This window comes from Candidatus Amarolinea dominans, from assembly GCF_016704685.1.
In the GTDB taxonomy this organism is placed as follows: domain Bacteria; phylum Chloroflexota; class Anaerolineae; order SSC4; family Amarolineaceae; genus Amarolinea; species Amarolinea dominans.
Genome location: NZ_JADIZS010000080.1, coordinates 1 through 17,406 on the forward strand (window position 1 = coordinate 1; position 17,406 = coordinate 17,406).

At 60.7% G+C, this 17,406-nt stretch carries 13 protein-coding genes; 11 read left to right on the top strand and 2 right to left on the bottom strand.

All coding sequences use genetic code 11. The annotated features are described in order from the left end of the window. Positions 1–790 precede the first annotated feature (790 nt). From IPF85_RS26770 to IPF85_RS26810, 9 genes are all read left to right on the top strand, one after another. The gene (locus IPF85_RS26770; protein WP_343411108.1) at positions 791–940 is read left to right on the top strand and encodes a hypothetical protein; all 150 of its coding nucleotides are present in this window, start codon (positions 791–793) and stop codon (positions 938–940) included. Positions 941–1,459: 519 nt separating this feature from the next. Next, complete coding sequence (locus tag IPF85_RS26775; protein WP_343411109.1) at positions 1,460–1,930, top strand: family 16 glycosylhydrolase; 471 nt, start codon at positions 1,460–1,462, stop codon at positions 1,928–1,930. After that, positions 1,927–2,172, top strand: coding sequence for a hypothetical protein (locus IPF85_RS26780; RefSeq protein ID WP_343411110.1), 246 nt, complete (start codon positions 1,927–1,929; stop codon positions 2,170–2,172). Before IPF85_RS26775 ends, IPF85_RS26780 begins: the two co-directional genes overlap by 4 nt. A 57-nt stretch (positions 2,173–2,229) precedes the next feature. Beyond that, positions 2,230–3,561 carry a carbohydrate binding domain-containing protein gene (locus tag IPF85_RS26785; RefSeq protein ID WP_343411111.1) on the top strand — a complete coding sequence of 444 codons (1,332 nt, stop codon included), beginning with the start codon at positions 2,230–2,232 and terminating at the stop codon, positions 3,559–3,561. Positions 3,562–3,633: 72 nt separating this feature from the next. Beyond that, positions 3,634–5,187, top strand: coding sequence for a LamG-like jellyroll fold domain-containing protein (locus tag IPF85_RS26790; protein WP_343411112.1), 1,554 nt, complete (start codon positions 3,634–3,636; stop codon positions 5,185–5,187). Positions 5,188–5,318: 131 nt separating this feature from the next. Then, the gene (locus IPF85_RS26795; RefSeq protein WP_343411113.1) at positions 5,319–8,000 is read left to right on the top strand and encodes a M4 family metallopeptidase; all 2,682 of its coding nucleotides are present in this window, start codon (positions 5,319–5,321) and stop codon (positions 7,998–8,000) included. Continuing rightward, complete coding sequence (locus tag IPF85_RS26800; protein WP_343411114.1) at positions 7,949–8,353, top strand: hypothetical protein; 405 nt, start codon at positions 7,949–7,951, stop codon at positions 8,351–8,353. The genes IPF85_RS26795 and IPF85_RS26800 overlap by 52 nt, the downstream gene beginning before the upstream one ends. Then, a complete protein-coding gene (locus tag IPF85_RS26805) occupies positions 8,304–10,010 on the top strand; it encodes a hypothetical protein (RefSeq protein WP_343411115.1) in 1,707 nt (568 codons plus the stop codon). The genes IPF85_RS26800 and IPF85_RS26805 overlap by 50 nt, the downstream gene beginning before the upstream one ends. A 136-nt stretch (positions 10,011–10,146) precedes the next feature. Further along, positions 10,147–12,510: a M4 family metallopeptidase gene (locus IPF85_RS26810; RefSeq protein ID WP_343411116.1), complete on the top strand. Its 2,364-nt coding sequence runs from the start codon at positions 10,147–10,149 to the stop codon at positions 12,508–12,510. On the opposite strand, the gene IPF85_RS26815 is transcribed toward IPF85_RS26810, so the two are convergent. Further along, a complete protein-coding gene (locus IPF85_RS26815; protein WP_343411117.1) occupies positions 12,449–12,910 on the bottom strand; it encodes a hypothetical protein in 462 nt (153 codons plus the stop codon). The two genes, IPF85_RS26810 and IPF85_RS26815, sit on opposite strands and share 62 nt — an antisense overlap. A gap of 283 nt (positions 12,911–13,193) precedes the next feature. On the opposite strand from IPF85_RS26815, the gene IPF85_RS26820 reads away from it, so the two are divergent. Continuing rightward, positions 13,194–13,607, top strand: coding sequence for a hypothetical protein (locus IPF85_RS26820; protein WP_343411118.1), 414 nt, complete (start codon positions 13,194–13,196; stop codon positions 13,605–13,607). A gap of 114 nt (positions 13,608–13,721) precedes the next feature. Beyond that, the gene (locus tag IPF85_RS26825; protein ID WP_343411119.1) at positions 13,722–16,076 is read left to right on the top strand and encodes a hypothetical protein; all 2,355 of its coding nucleotides are present in this window, start codon (positions 13,722–13,724) and stop codon (positions 16,074–16,076) included. A gap of 143 nt (positions 16,077–16,219) precedes the next feature. Here IPF85_RS26825 and IPF85_RS26830 read toward each other — a convergent pair whose 3' ends face one another. Continuing rightward, complete coding sequence (locus IPF85_RS26830; RefSeq protein ID WP_343411120.1) at positions 16,220–17,398, bottom strand: hypothetical protein; 1,179 nt, start codon at positions 17,396–17,398, stop codon at positions 16,220–16,222. Positions 17,399–17,406: the final 8 nt, after the last annotated feature.

Below are 17,406 nucleotides of genomic sequence, written 5' to 3' on the forward strand. Positions count from 1 at the left end.
AATGAATCGGTCTTGATGTTGAAGGGACTGGCGGTGTGCAGGCGTCACTCACCCGCCACCTTGTAGTCGCTAACATCACGCAGGCCAATCAGGCGTGGACCAGGAAAGAATTCTGGCCTGCGAAAGTAGCCTTCACGCAGCTGGCGAGAACGGCAACAGCGCTTCGTTGCTCCGCAGCGCATCACCTTCGTCAATGCAGATGACCAGGGGCGGCGATGCCTAAGCCCAGGCATCGAGCGCAGCCGTTGCTGCGCCCGGCTCTGCGTTGGGCCAGGGCGGTGGACGCAGCCGGACGGCAGTGAAGAAGGCCGCCGCTCGCCGCCAGGAGTTCAGGGATCGCCAGCCTCCGGCGCCGGGGCCATTGTTGAACGCGGCGCCGACTTCGCCTGAGAGCAGAACGGCGGCGAAGCGTCCGGCAGGTCAATGCACGCGCCAGGGCGATTCATGGCGGTCGTTTTCCCGTCTGGCGCGAGTGGATCACAAAATAGCCCCACGTTGTTGACCAGCCGCCACAAGCGTGGGATACGCGCCAGGGGAGATAGCATAAGTGAATATGTCCGACCGTACGGTCCGGCGACACTGAACCAGCGTGGCATGGCGAAACTCCTCCTGCGGTGGCTAGCAAAATTATACACCAGTTGGAGAGGGAGCAAGCGTACTTCGGCCGCAGTCCCTGCCGGTTGCGAGGAAGCCCGCAGTATTTGTGCAGACAGTGTGCAGTCCGAACGTGCGCCGTTGGATGTAGAATGCGCAAAGCAAGATCGTCAGTTGATTCGGACTTCGGAGGAAGATGAACGATGTCGCAAGCCACATTCGCGCGCCCTCGCGCCGGCCTGCCCGTGCAGATGGCCCTGGCGCGCAGGCGGCCCTGGCCTGGTGGGCCTGCAGAACCGGCGAACGCCTGGTGCGATCAGTGCTGCCGGGCACTGGCATGGGGTGAAGGGATACCTCCCGCCAGCCGCCGGTCGGGGCAGCAGATGCGCAAGCAAAATTCCTTCAAGGCCGGCCGACTGGCTGGTGTGCGAGCGGGTGTTTATGCGGGTGCACGGTCGGCGCAGGCCATGACAGTGCATACGATGAGGAATTTCCTGATGCGTAGACGCCAGCGTTCATGGCGCCCTTAGCCGGACTCTGAGCCATCTCTTATCGCAGAGAAACAGCCGGATTTCAACTGTTCGTGCCCCACGCTTCCGCTAAGTGAACCTTTCAGTCAGCCCGGCGGGTTCCTGGAAAGGTGACAATGCGAGCAATGTGACCGATAGGGGGACGATCATGATCCAAACAACGATTTTCACTTCTTCTGGGCCTGGCTATTCTTGGCCTGACTCTGGTCGTGGGCGTGGCCGCCGCGGTGCTATGCGCCTGAACACGTCTACCCCCCTCATTCTTTGATGATTTCAACACCTTTGACACAGTCCGCTGGCACAAGGCCGATTGGTGCAATCCACGACTACCCTTCTTGAACTGCTGGTTGCCTGACCATATCAGCGTGGCCGACAGCCTGCTGCAGATTCGCCTGGATGACAATCCCCTGCCCGGATGGTTGTCGAGACCGACCGTATGCGTCGGGAGAATATCGCAGCAATGCGTTGGTTGGGTACGGGCGTTTCGAAGCGCGGACCAGGCCTCGGATGTCCCCGGCACGGTGACGGCATTCTTCACCTACACGGGACCAAACGACAACAACCCAAACGATGAGATAGACATCGAAATCCTGGGGCGCGATCCGACTCGCCTGCAGGTCAACTACTTCACACAGGGCGTCGGCGGTCACGAAACCTGGATTGACCTGGGCTTCGACGCCGCGGCGGCGTTTCATACCTACGCCATCGAGGGGAAGGCCAGGCGCTGGCCTGGTACGTGGATGGCGCCTGCGGCACGAGGAAATCGGCGCGGGCCCCCCTGCCAACCACGCCCATGCGCATCATGACGAGCTATTGGGCATGCACCGAGGTGGATGACTGGTGCGGCCGCTTCACCTACCCCGGCGCCGCGACGTTCGTGACGCTCGACTGGATTCGGTACACGGCTTTCACCACGCAGTTCCTGCCGCTGGCCGCGCGAGCTTATCCGCCCCCGTGCCAGACCCTCGAAGGCTTCGAGGATATTCGTGACTGGCACGGCGAATTTGGCAATGGCGCCATCTGCAGCTACTCCCCAGGACGCCACTAACGCGGGCAGGCCATCAAACTGGACTGCACCACCTTCGAGCCTGACGACTGGTGGTTCGTGGCAAAGCCGGTCAATCGTGACTGGCGCGCCGTCCAGGAGCCTGCGGTTTTTCTACCGCAAGCAGGCCAGAGCGCTGATCTGTACCTGGCCCTGCAAGACGCCGATGACGAAATCTGGGGCGTCCCCATCACGGCCGATAGCGCTGGGTGGCAGGAGATTTCGGTGCCGCTGGCGGCCATGACCTGGCGCGATCCGTGGGATCACCAGGGGAATGGCGTGCTCGATCTTTCCAACGTCAAACAAATCCGCCTGCGACACTGGCCTCGGCAACCCGGCCACGTCATCGCCTGGGCCGATGAACTCCGGGTCTGCCCGGCGCCCGTGACCGCAACGCCGACGCCAACCTGGACGCCAACTCCCACGCCGACGCCAACCTGGACGCCAACTCCCACGCCGACGCCAACCTGGACAGCGACTCGCACACCTACGCCAACCCGGACACCGACGATGACGCCCGACCACGCCGACTATCGCCGACGGCCTGTCCGACCGATACAGTTCCTGTGCCCGGCGGCTGCGACGATTACCCCGGCCAACACGCCAACCTGGACGCCGACTTCCACACCGACGGCCTGTCCAACCGGCAGTGTGCCCGTGCCTGGCGGCTGCGCAACGATCACCCCAACCCACACGCCAACCTGGACGCCAACGCCGACCCGCACGCCGACCTGGACGCCAACGCCGACGCGCACCCCAACGTCAACGCCGACCTTCACGCGGACTCCGACACCACCAACGACCCCAACCGGCTTGATCGAGGACTTCGAGGATGGATTGGTGGGCTGGTATAGCGATCACAACGATCTCGACCACTTCGACGTGACGGCAGGCGCGTGCCAGGGTAGCCTCGCCCTGCGCATGGGGGGCACGGACGAAGGTAACTCCTGGGTCGGCGCGGCCGTGATCAATGACTGGGCCGACCGTCCGCGTAACTGGCAGGACAAGACCAACCTGGTCTACTGCGCCAAACGCGGCGAGACCTTGCGCGGCGGCCGTCCCTCCCTGACCGTGACCATTCGGGATGCGAGCGGCAACGCGCTCGTCATCCACCGCGACAACGATCAGTACTTACCCTGGCCGGAGGCGGCTGGCGCACGATCGTCGAAAACGACGCCTGGTTGGAATACTTCATTCCGCTGCGGCATGAAGCTGGCTTCGACTGGACTCATGTCGCCGGTCTACGCATCGAGCTGCGGCGCACCTATGCCGGGAGCAATCAGTGGGATCCGAATCCAGACGATGAGTACCTTGACCGGATTCGGCTGCAGTGACCCCCTATGCAGTTTTTGTGCAGTATGTGTGCAGTCTCGGGCGGCCAAAAGCAGGTAGAATAGAGATACAAGCGTTTATGCCCGCGGACAGATTTGTTCTCTGTCCTGCCAGTAGGAAAAGGAGGGTCTCATGTCAACCCGCAAACTACTCATCATAGTTGGATGCCTCTTGCTCGCCATCCTGGCGCTCACGGCCCATTTGGCGGTTGCCACGCCACCGGCGCAGGAGTCCCAGCCCACCAAACCCGCCGTGCTTGACAGCAGCGAGGCCGTGATCGTCGAGAACGTTACCCAGGCCCTGGTGACCCCAGGAGGGCTGCAACTGCCCCCAGCCGGCTGGTCGGTCGGCGGCGGCGCGCAGGGCAGCGCCCTGGGCTGCAGTGCGAACTATCCGAACTACGTATACACCTGGGCCCTCTACAGCCCCTTTAGCTTGAGCAACGCCACGGGCGCGAACCTCGCCTTTCATCTGTGGGGACAATCAGAGGGAGGCACCAACTGCCCTTATGATTACCTGTTTGTGGGGTCGTCTATTGATGGTGCGAATTTTGGCGGTGGTACTGCCTACTGCGGTAGCTGGGCCGCCGGCACGGCGGGCAATAGCTATTACCAGCAAACGCTCGACCTGACCAGCCGCCTGGGCCAAAGCCAGGTTTGGGTGGCGTTTCTGATGGCGAGCGACAGCAGTAACACCTACAACGGGTTCACGATTGACGATGTCTCTCTCAATCTCACCGGTCTGTGCCCTGACGTCGTGGCGCCAGCCGGCGTCGGTGTGGAGGATATTCAGGCATTCGCCAACCATTGGCGAACGGTCAGCGGCGGCGCCAATTGGGACTATCGATTTGACATGAACCAGGATGGAAGGGTAGACATGGTTGATGTGATGTCAGCCAATGCTCAGTTTGGGCACACGTGCGGTGGCGGCGCTACCCCGACCCCAACAAACACGCCAACGCGTACACCTACGCCTACACGCACCCCGACAGCGACGCCGACTCCCACGCCCAAGCCACTTTTCGCCTCGGCACTCTACCTGGATGGTGTGAACGATTACGCCACCGCGCCAGACAGCGCCTCACTCGATTTGGGCGGTAGCGTGGCTGATTTTACATTGGAGGGGTTCTTCTATTTGCCTGATACGTCGCTCACGGGCGCGAGAGTACTCGTGATCAAGAACGACAACTACGGTCTCTATCTCAGCCTGCGCTCGACAGAGCTAGATGTGGTTGCATTCCAGGTCGACGCCGATCCCGTCAACTATGTCCAGGTGCTCGCCTTGTTGAACATCGGCGCCGGTTGGCATCACATTGCCGGCGTGTTTGACAACGAATACACCGCGGCAAGCGATCGCTTCATGATATTCCTGGATGGCACTCGCATCGCCGACCAGACAGGTTACGACCTTGTTTCGGGCGCATACAATTCAACCAGTCCGGTATTGGTGGGCGGGGGTGTCGCCGGTGGCTACTTCACACGTTGGTTGGAAGAGATCCGTCTTTCAAGTGTAGTGCGCTACAGCAACGCCACGTACACGGTGCCTGGCGCACGATTTGCCAGTGATGCGTCTACCCGGGCTCTGTGGCATTTCGACGAGGCGGCCGGCACGATGGTTTTCAATGACTGGTCAGGCTATACCAATACCTTGACCGGCATGAACGGCGCGCAGACTGGCAACCCATAACCGGCGCCAGCAATCAGCCAGCCCACAGGCAGCCGTTCGGGTCATGAACGGTGGGGAAGCGAGAAATATTCAGCACCCGCTACGGCTGCCTGTCAATTGCACGCCAACCTGTTTACGATTGGGTTGCGGGAATGAGCCAGGTTCATGCCGAGGGGCAAATCAGACATAGCAGGAACGATATGAAAGGAGCAACTATGCAACCGCGATGGTTCGTGTCAATCTTACTGATCCTGATCGTCAGTCTGGGGGTAGGATGGGGTGTTCATGCACAGAATGGAACTCCCCCTGGACAGACTGACGGAAACCTGGTCGTCGAGGAGGTTTTACCCATTTGGGTGAACCAGGAGTTGCTGCAGCAGCTGCATGACCTGGCCGGAGACGATCCGACGATTTCCTATCATGCCCAGACCGGCCGGGTTCGCTTCATGAGCGTGACCCCAGGGCACGCCATTCCCCCACTCGATCTGGGAGCAGCCCCCACCACGCCTGAACAAGCGGCGCGCTCGTTCTTGACCGTTTTTGGCGACCTGTTTGGCCTGACTGATCAATCACAAGACTTGAGCCTGTTACGCCTGACCCCAGATGAGGCTGGCTTTCAATTCGTGCATTTTCAGCAGGTATATCAAGGAGTGCCGGTTTTGGGCGGTGAGTTGATCGTCCAACTCACCGCCGATCTGCACACCGCAGCCGTGACCGGTGAGATCCTGCCTGTGCCTGCCCTGGCGATCACCCCGACCTTCGAACTCGATCTTGCGCAACAGCAAGCCCTGGAAGTGATTGCAAGAGCCTATGTTGTTCCAACAACAACATTGACCAGCACCACTCCGGCTCTATGGGTCTACAACCCCACCTTGCTTGGTCCAGGCAGCGGCTTCACATCCCTGGTCTGGCGCCTGGAGATTACAGCGCAGGAATTGGCGCCGATTCGAGAGCTGGTGTTGGTTGACGCACGCCGCGGCGGCGTCGTGCTGCATTTCAATCAGGTTGACGCCGCTCTCAATCGTCAGACCTACACGGCCAACAACGGTACGACCCTGCCCGGAACCCTGGTGTGCAATGAGTCGAACCCCACCTGCAGCGGTGGAGATGCCCATGCGGTTGCTGCACATCGCTATGCCGGCGATACCTACAATTTCTACTTCAACAACCACAACCGTGACAGCATGGATGGCGCCGGGATGACGCTCAAATCAACTGTACACTATAGATCTGGTTACCAAAACGCCTTCTGGAATGGCAGCCAAATGGTGTATGGCGATGGCTACGGCTTCCCGCTGGCCGATGACGTAGTGGCCCATGAACTAACGCATGGCGTCACCGAACATGAATCCGACCTTTTCTACTACTACCAATCTGGCGCGATCAATGAATCGTTCTCCGACCTCTGGGGTGAGTTCGTGGACCTGACCAACAACGCTGGCAATGATACACCCGCTGTGCGTTGGCTCTTGGGGGAGGACATTACAGGGTTGGGCGCGATCCGCAACATGCAGAACCCACCTGCTTATGGGGATCCCGATCGCATGCGCAGTCACTACTATGTTTTGAGCGATTCCGACAACGGCGGTGTCCATACCAACAGCGGCATCAATAACAAGGCGGCCTACCTGATGACGGACGGGGGAGGCTTCAATAGTTTCAGTGTGCGTGGGCTGGGCATTGTCAAGGTGGCTAAAATCTACTATGAAGTTCAAACCCACCTCCTGGTGTCCGGCGCTGACTATGCCGATTTGTACGATGCGCTTTACCAGGCGTGCAACAACCTGATAGGAACGGCTGGGATAACAGCCGGCGACTGCCAGCAGGTTCGCCTGGCAGCGAACGCCGTCGAGATGAACCTGCAGCCGCTGCCCAACTTCAATTCTGATGCGCCGTGGTGTGACGGAAGCCAACCGCACACGGTGCTCTTCGCAGACGACCTGGAAAACGGACCGAGCAACTGGCAGTTCGGCGCGCTCAGTGGCACGGGACGTTGGCGCTACGACTCATCCTACGGCGCCTATGCTCATTCTGGCGGTCATTTCCTCTATGCTGACGACTACCCAGCGGCTGTGTCTGACTCCTACGCAACGATGATTAACAGTGTGACGCTTCCGACTGGCGCTTACCTGCGCTTTGCCCACGCCTATGGATTGGATCACTACTACGACGGTGGTGTTATTGAGTACAGCACCGACAATGGATCATCCTGGTTGGATGCGGGCGGGTTGATAGACTACAACGGCTATAAAGGTACGCTGTCGTCATATTTTGGAAATCCGATCGGAGGACGGTCTGCGTTTACCGCGGACAGTCATGGATATATTACGAGTCGCCTGAATCTTGCCTCATTGGCCGGGCGCAATGTGCGTTTCCGCTGGCGCATGGGAACGGACCGCTATGATTATCATTGGGGCTGGTGGCTCGATGACGGCAATATCTATCAGTGCCAGCCGACAACGATCACACCCTCGCACACGCCAACCTACCCGCCAGAATATATTACTAGACTGTACTTGCATGAGAATTACACGCTGCAAACATCGCCGCAGGCAAACACCAGCGACATTCCAATTCGTCCGGCCTGGCCAACACGTGAGTGGACATACACGCTTATCGGAGATATCACGGAGCCAAACTTCTGGATGGATGTAACCGTCTATACCTTGTTTCCCAACCAGCTTCCGAGTTGTTACGATGCCGATTTGGTTCTGAACCACTCGGGCAGCGTCACCACCCTGGCGCACGTCGACCTGGGATGCACGTGGGCTCGGGGCGCTACGTGGGTGAAGTCAGCAGTATTGATCCTAATGCCCAGGCCGGAGACAGGCTGACTTTCCGTCTAAGCTATACCGGCGGCGCTTACGGTGGCGCCTACATTGGTGGAGATATAAACGCGCACATCGAGATTCCGACCGGCATTCGGCCAACCAATACGCCAACTCCTGAGAATACCCCCACCCCCACAGATACACCGACGATTACCCCTACCCCCACCCGCACACCAACGCCTACCGTCACACCCACCCGCACCCCTACCCCCACGCACGCCGACTTCGACGTACACGCCCACCCCGACCGTCACGCCCACCCGCACCCCGACCGGCGCTTGGCTGAGCTGGGAGTGGCCGGCGCAGGTGCTCCTGCTGCCACCTGGCGGTACAACGATTGGCGTGGCGTACGGTAATGTGACCTTACCCGCCGCGCTGACTGCCCAACTGAACGGGCCGGCGCGCTTTGCCAATGGCAGCACGAATCTGACCGTGAACCTGGGCGATCCTAGCGGCCGCGTGGACATCCGCCTCAAACAGGCGGCCGGCGCGACGCGCGGCACGCCCTTCACTCTCCAGTTGACCGTTGGCAGCCGGCAATTGCAGAAATCCGGCACGATCGCCTGGGGTCTCAACGTCCCCATTCCCATCTTCCTGACCCCAACCCCAACCCCGACACCAACACCAACCTGGACGCCGACATCAACCCCAACCCCGACACCGACCAAAACACCGACGCCGACCAAAACACCGACGCCGACGATCACGCCGACGATCACGCAAACCCCGACCCGGACGCCAACCCGGACGCCCACATCGCCACCCGTCACGGAACTGCTGGTCAACGGCGACTTCGAGCAGTACCACACCGACTGGACGGAGACCACGCAAGCGGGTGTGCCGGTGATTCAGCCGCCGCCCTCCGGCATCACCACGCACAGCGGCCGCTACCTGGCCTGGCTGGGCGGCTATCACAACGCCGATGACCAGTTATTCCAGAACGTGACGATTCCAACGAACCTGTCCAGCGGCGTCTTGAGTTTCTGGTACTGGTCGCAGAGCAGCGAAACCGCAACCGGTCGCGACTACTTCACCCTGCAACTGCTCGATCCCAACACCGGGCATCACTACGTCGAGGCGTTCCTCATCGAAGCGGTGCCGCCCACCAATGGGTGGCGATTTGCCAGCTACGCCCTGACCGGCGAACAGATCAGCGCCATCCGCGGACGCACCGTGCGCGTGCGCTTCCGCGTGGTCACCAACGCGACGATCTTGACCAGTTTCTTCATTGACGATGTCAGTTTCCAGGTGGATGGATCGGTCACGCCAACCAACACCCCCACATCAACACCTACGGGACCGACGCCGACCCGCACGCCTACCCCGGTCGGACCGACGCCAACCCGCACGCCTACCCCAACCCCAACATCGTCATCCGGCAGTTGGACCAACCTGAACTACACCAGTTTCGAGAGCGGTTTCCCCGGCGCCTGGCAGCTTAGCGGCAACCCCACCTGGGGGGCGCGCAACTGTCGTCCTTATCAGGGCGCCAACAGTGGCTGGGCCATCGGCAGCTCCGCATTGGCCTGTGGCAGCAACTATCCCAACAATGCTGAAGCCTGGATGATCTTCGGCCCCTTCAGCCTGGCCGATGCCACAGCCGCCGAGTTGACATTCAAGCTCTGGTTGTATGTTGAAAACAACTATGATGCGCTGTGCCGCATGGCATCCGTCAATGGCTCGCAGTTCTATGGTTCATGCACGACAGGCAATTCCGGGGGCTGGATTGACCGTGTGTTAGATCTGTCGAATGTCTATACCCTGGGCGACTTGCGTGGACGACCCCAGGTGTGGATTGCCCTGATCTTTGATACGGACTCCTCGATCAACTACGCTGAGGGCGCGTACGTGGACAATGTACTGGTGCGCAAATGCACCGCCGCCACCTGCGCCGGCGTCAACCCTGACCCCGGCGCAGGCAACGTGCCGGAGCTGATCGAAATTCCGGCTGAGGCCACAATCGGCGAGGGCGTCCGCCTCATCACGCCGAGAGAATTGCCACCCAAGAACTGATCCGTGGGGTGGTCACCGTGTGTGTTTAGGGTTCGTGAAAATATGACTTCTCGTGTCTCAGCGTTTTCTCGGCAAAATGCGGGAACTCATTCTCTTACGAACCCTTCGTGATTTGTTCTATCAAAAGGAGATTGCGATGAAAACCCATTCTGTGATTCTGACTGTTGTCCTTACGCTGGTGTTTGTACTCTCCCCCTATCCGCGGAATTTTGTCGCCCCAGGCGCCCCGCCGGTTGCCTGGGCTGACGATGGCACTGTCGAACCGGGCCTGCCTGTTCCGGAGGCTCCACCGCCCGATCGGCCGCAGTGGCCTGGGTATGTCCAGGCGCCTGCATCCCTCGATCCGCTGCTGGTCGAGCAACTGCAACGTCAAACCGACGGTACCATCCGGCTGGACATACACCCGCAAACCGGCTACTTGCGGTTTATCGGGACCGATCCCGCTCATTTTCTGACTGCCGCACCTGACGGCCAGGTCATCGTGGAGCCTGTGGCTGCCGCGCTCACCTTCCTGCAACAGTACGGCACGTTGTTTGGCCTGAGTGATCCGGCTCAAGAACTGCATGTCAGGCACGTGCGTACAAGCGAGACGGGCCGTTCCTTTGTACGCTTTCAGCAAGTTCATGCCGGCATTCCGATCCTGGCCGGAGAGATCATCGTCGAGTTGGACGCAGAGAGCCATGTCTACTCGGTCAGCGGCGAAATCCTGCCGGGACCGGCGGTGTCATTAGAACCTGCGATCAGTGCTGACGCGGCCCGCGCGAAGGCGTTCGGCATCCTGGGCAAGGAATATGGCTTGCCCACGGACACCTTCGTGACGATCACGCCAACGTTGTGGATTTACAATCCGATGCTCATGGCGCCCGGAAATGGTATGACATCTCTGGTCTGGCAATTGGAGGTGACAACTCACGACTTGGCGCCGATCCGAGAATTGGTGTTGGTGGATGCCCAGCGTGGAATCGTGCTGCTCCATTTCAACCAGGTGGACACCGCGCGCAACCGCCTGACTTACACGACCAATCACAGCTCGACGCTACCAGGAACCCTGGTGTGCAACGAGTCCAATCCTACGTGCAGCGGAGGCGATACGCATGCGGTGGGCGCTCATGTGTATGCCGGGCACACGTATGACTTCTATACAAGCTACCACGGTCGGGATAGCATCAATGGCGCCGGCATGTCGCTGATCTCCAGTGTCCATTATTGCCCGCCGACCGGCCAGGGCGCATGCCCATACAACAACGCGTTCTGGAATGGAAGCCAGATGGTGTATGGTGACGCCGTCGGTTATGCACTGGCCGACGACGTGGTTGCACACGAATTGACGCACGGTGTGACCCAGTATGAATCCGGCCTCTTTTACTACTACCAATCCGGCGCCATCAATGAGTCCTTCTCTGATCTGTGGGGCGAGTTCGTTGATCTTACCAATGGCGCCGGTAACGACACGGCGCCGGTGCGCTGGCTGTTGGGTGAAGATATTGGCGGCGGTGGCGCCATCCGCAATATGCAAAATCCCCCCGCCTTTCAAGACCCGGATAAGATGACCAGTGTCTATTACTATACCGGCACTGGTGATAACGGGGGCGTTCACTATAACAGCGGCGTCAACAATAAGGCCGTCTTTCTCATGACCGATGGAGGCTCATTCAATGGTCGAACCGTCACGGCTCTCGGCATCACCAAGGTGGCCAAAATCTACTACGATGTGCAGACTAACCGCTTGGCCTCCGGTGGTGACTATGGCGATCTGTACAACTTGCTGTACCAGGCCTGCCTTAGTCTGGTCGGGACGGCCGGTATCACACCGGCCGACTGCCAGGAAGTTCGTGATGCGACCGATGCCGTAGAAATGAACCTGGAGCCCGTGTCCGGCTACAATACCGACGCGGCCCTCTGCCCGCAAGCAGGCCAGGTACCCAATACCACTTACTTCGATGATTTCGAAGGCGCTCTCACGAACTGGATAACCAATAACGCAAGCATATGGACGGTTCCTGTCGGCAATGCTCATTCGCCGATTCACTCTGCGTGGGGATACGATCCGAATGTGATCCTGGATACGTACCTGGCGATGGCATCGGGCGTCTCGTTGCCTCCCAATGCGTATCTGCACTTTGCCCACGCCTACTTCTTCGAAGGAGCCAATTATGATGGCGGCGTCCTGGAATACAGCATTAACGGTGGTTCCACTTGGACCGATGCCGGTAGTTTCATTCAGGTAAACGGCTATGATGGAGCGATCGGCACGGGTTACGGCAATCCCCTGGGCGGGCGGCAGGCATTCCTTGCCGACAGCCATGGCTACATCTCCAGCCGGTTGACGTTGGCCTCGCTGGCCGGGCAAAGCATCCGTTTTCGTTGGCGTATCGGCAGCGATAATGCCTACGACGATTGGGGATGGTTCATTGACGATGTCCGCATCTACACCTGTGTCAACGCCACTCCATCCGCCACACCCACTCCCAGCCCACCCACATCAACACGCCGACGCTAACCCGAACTCCTACGCGCACCCCCACGATCTCGCCGACGCCAACCCGAACTCCTACGCGCACCCCCACAGCAGGCATCACGCTCACCGCTACGCGCACACCAACCCGCACCCCGACGATTTTACCGACGCCCACCCGCACCGCGACAGCCGGTGTGCCGCCTACACGCACACCGAGGCCCACCAAGACCCCCACGCCGACAGCCACGCGGGTATCCAGCGTCACCCCCACGCGCACCCCCACCCGTACCGCGACGGCCGGTGTGCCGCCTACACGCACACCCAAGCCCACCAAAACCCCCACGCCGACAGCCACGCGAGTATCCAGCGTCACCCCCACCCGCACCCCCACCCGCACCCCGACGGCCGGTGTACCGCCGACACGCACACCCAGGCCCACCAAGACCCCCACCCCGACGGTTACGCATGTTGTGAGTTCGACGCCAACACGAACACCAGGGCCTTCTGCCACACGCACACCAACCAAAACGCCAACGCACTCCCACAACGCCGCCCACCAGGCTGACCGCACGCCCACGCGCACACTGCGCGCACGCCAACCGCGCCTCCGACGGCGACGCCAACGCGCACTCCCACAACGCCGCCCACCGCTACGCGCACGCCCACGCGTACCCCAACGCGCACGCCAACCGCGCCTCCGACGGCGACGCCGACGCCCACGCCGCTTGCCGGTCCGAATCCGGGTTTCTGGCGCAATAGCGCGTGGACCGACCGAATTCTATGTCACCAGCGATCGGGCCTATGTGGATGATTTTGCCGTGTATATCAGCGTACCAGGCTGTGGCAATTATCAGATCAAGCACTTGCCCCTGGAGCCGATTACCGGCAACGCGTTTTCCTTCACCGGCACCTTTTACGCTAACGGCACCTTCAGCAACTCGACCACATGCAGTGGCACGACCGGCCTGACGAACTTCTACATCCCCGGCTGTGGTTATATCAATGGTGGACCGTGGTCGTATCAGGCAGCCTGGCAGCACGCGGCGCAGCCGGCAGTGCTGGACAATCGAAATCTGGACACCGTCGTGGCTGGCCCGCCGCCCGCAGCAACCTGGGTGGTCGAAAGACCGCATCAGTAGAGACCTGTTTCTCTCGCTTCCGCACAACCTTTTTGCGCGCCTAAAAGTCTGAGCAGGCAACCTGCGCCTCGGCGCCTGTGATGCTTGTAGATTGACACTCAGAGGAGGTGTCTTATGTCACGCACAAGACGTTGGTCGTTGGGTCGCCTGGCGCTGATCGTGGTGCTCCTGTCGAGCGTGGGGTTCTCGGTCAATGCCGCCGACCGCAGTCTTACCAAAGATGTTCAAGAAACCGAAGCGGCCGCGATGGCCGCGCCTGTCAGTGAGGCGCCGGACTGGCAGGCTGAGATGCCGGTGTTGACCAAAGAGCAGGAAGAGGCCTTGGTCGCCTGGGCCGGGAATTCCCATCTGCCCGGCCCGGTGATTGAGTCAAAGGATGAAGGTCTTGAGATTGCTGCGCCAGTCGCGGGCAGCGAATCGAACCCGGCGCCGGCCGACAAGATGGATGTGCCTGGGCCATTGGCGCCCGGCGATGCGCAAATCTACCGTAATGTGACCTTCGGCAGCGGCTTTCCCAGCGGCACGCGCTCGAACATCATGGAAAGCAGCGTGGCGGAGAATGGCAAGAACGTTTTCTACACCGGCAACTGGTTTGCCGCACGCTCCACGAATGGCGGGCAGGGCTGGACCTATATCAACCCTGCGGCCACCATGAGCGATTTCTGCTGCGACCAGGTGACGCTGCACGATGAAAGCCGCAACATGCTGCTTTGGTATCGGCAAGGTAGCCGGAACAGCAGCGGAGTCAATCGCTTCCGTCTCAGCGTCTCCACGGACGGGGGCGGCAGTTTCTGCGCCTATGATGTTTACCCGACCGGCGTCAATAGCGGGTGGACGAATCAGTGGTGGGACTATCCGCATCTGCAATTGGGCGCGGACTATCTGTACATCACCACCAACATGTTCGACAACTCGTCCTCGCCCCAATGGACGCGCACCGTGATGCTGCGTTTTCCGCTCGACAATCTGCGGGCCTGCAGCAGTTTCAGTTACAACTATCTTGCCACTACCAGTTGGTTCACCTGGGTGCCTGTGCAGGGCGCGGATCATGTCATGTACTTCGCCTCGAATTGGCCGACTTCCGCACCTTACAACCGCATCAGCGTGTGGCGATGGTACGAAGATCAGATATCCACCACCAGCACTGTGTACACGGCGCCGAGTTGGAGCCGCACTGGACGCAACCAGGCCGTCTGCGGCAGCACCAACGCCAATTGGGCGGCGCGCACAGACGATCGTTTGTTGACCGGCGCCCGCTACATGCTTCACAACTCCAATTACAAGGAGCCGGGCCGCATGGTGTTGGGTTGGTGGTGGAACGTCAAACAGGGCAGCGGCTTCGGCCAGCCCTACATCAACGGATTCACCATCTACGAGAACAACCTGACGCCGCTGAGCGGCGCCCAGGGCCGACCCTATCTGTGGAATCCCGACATCTGTTTTCTGTATCCCAGCGCGGCCGCCAACAAACGCGGCGACCTGGCCCTGGTCTTCGATGCCAGCACCGGTTCCAACATGAACCCCAGCGTTGCTTATGCCATCGCCGATGATTTCACGGCCGTGCCGCCCGGTTTTACCTACTACACCGCACAGACCGGCAACGCCCGACCATCTGATAACGTGTGGGGAGACTACAACACCGTACGGGCGTTTCTGCCCACGCAGGACACCTGGGTAGGCGCCGGGCACACGATTCAGAGCGGCAGCAATTGCGCTTACTGCGCACTGCCGGTCCTGTTCAACTTTGGTCGTGCCCGTGATTTTCAGAGCTGGAACGGCTGGCAAGATGCCGCGCCGCCGGGCTGGACGACCATTGTGGATACCAGTTTCGAAGGCGGCTTCCCCGGCTCCTGGAGCGTGTTCGACGGATTGAGCGGATATGGCGAGTACTACTGGGCCAAGCGCGGCTGCCGGGCCTATGCTGGAAGCTACAGCGGATGGGCCATTGGCGGCGGCGCCAATGGCGCGGCCTTGAGCTGTGGCAGCTACTACGCCAACTACACTCGTTCATGGATGACGTATGGCCCGTTCAGCCTGGTTGGCGCCACGGCCGCCAACATGAGTTTCAAACTGTGGCTGAACTCCGAGAGCTGCTGCGATTACGTGTGCCGTTACGCTTCGGTAGATGGCAGCAACTGGTACGGCAACTGCACCAGTGGATACTCCAACGGCTGGATTGACCGCGTGTTGGATCTTGCCAACGTCTACACCATCGGCGACCTGCGTGGCCGGCCGCAAGTGTGGGTTGCTGTGCAGTTCTACACCGATTACTCGATCACCTATTCTGAGGGTGCGTACCTGGACAATCTGCTGGTGCGCAAATGCACCTCAGGCTCCTGCCCCGCCCAGGCGATGGAGGAGATCGGCCCCGACGCGCGGCTGATTGACATACCGTTCGCGCTGACCGCGGACGATCCGGACCGGGCGCCAACCTACGAAGGTCAACCGCCCAAGGCCGCGAACAACTGAGATCGCATCACACAAACACGGACGTCACGAGTCTTCAAGACTTGTGACGTCCATCGCTTGCCTCGGATAGAACGGGGAGAGGTGTCAACGCAGTCATCAGACGCCCCGTGGCGCAATGATGATCCCACCAGGCAAAACAACCTTCAGCCTGCGCCATACAACGTCTTGACCGTGGCGTAGACCCAGCCCATCTCCTTGCGCGGGTAGTGCGGCGCGAGGTGGCGCATGAGGGCCGGCAGGTCATGCGGGTTCAGGCCGGAGCTGTCCACCAGGCTGCGCAGCCAGGCCTGACGCTGGATCTCGATCACGAAGTCCAGGTAGGTGCGGTTGATCATTTCGATCTCGGCGGCCACCTGCTGAGGATCGAAATCGCCCTCCAGGGCTGCCTGCAGATCTTCCACGCCGCCGGCGGCGAAGTCGTAGCCATTTTCCAGCAGCTTGAGCAGCGCCTGGCGCACGATCTCTTTGCTGATGCGCTGACCGGCCTGCCAGTGAATCTCTTCGATCGAAGGCGGTTTGCATTTCCAGTAGGTGGCCGTTTCGACCGTCGAAAGCACCAGGATCGCGCCCTCCTGCACGAACACATCCTGGCCCGCGGCTTGATTCTCGGTCTCCAGCCGCGCCTGCCAGCGGCGGTACGCGACCGCCAGCCCGGCCGCATCGGGCGCGGCCGCCTCCAGCGTGGGCGCCAGGGCCAGCCCGTAGCGCTGCGCGATGTCGGCCAGGCGGCGATGGCTGACCGGCTTGCGGTGGCGGATGGCGGTGTGCAGCGTCAGCGCCAGCGGCTGCTCGTAGCGCACCAGGTGCGGGTTGCGATAGCCCCACAGTTCGAAGACCAGCACGACATGCTGTTCACGCACCGCGGCTTCCACCGGGCCGCGGTTGGGCAGGACATCGGCGAGCAGCCCATGCCAGTCGCCCCAACGGCTGGGCGCCAACATCGGCAGCAAGCGCGTGCGGGCGACGACTTCGAGCACCTGACCCTGGGCATCGGTCAGCGGGTAGAAGATGATGGCGGTGCCATCCAGCTTGACCGTGAAGCGCGCATCCACGATGTTGATCGGTACGGGGATGCTGACCTGCAGGCGCCCCTCACGATCTTGAATGTACGGATAGTGGATTTTGGGCATGGCCGGGATGAACTCCAGGCGCTCCTGGCCGCCCAACCGGGTGACGGCCAGCATGCCCAATTTGTCGCTCTCCTGGCGACAGAGGTAGCCGGCGAACGGAATGCCGCCAGGCGAGGTCGCGTCGAAGGGCTGCCAGTGTTTGGCGCTGACCTCGGTGATGGCGATGATCTGATCCAGCAGGGTGGTGTTCATGGTAACCC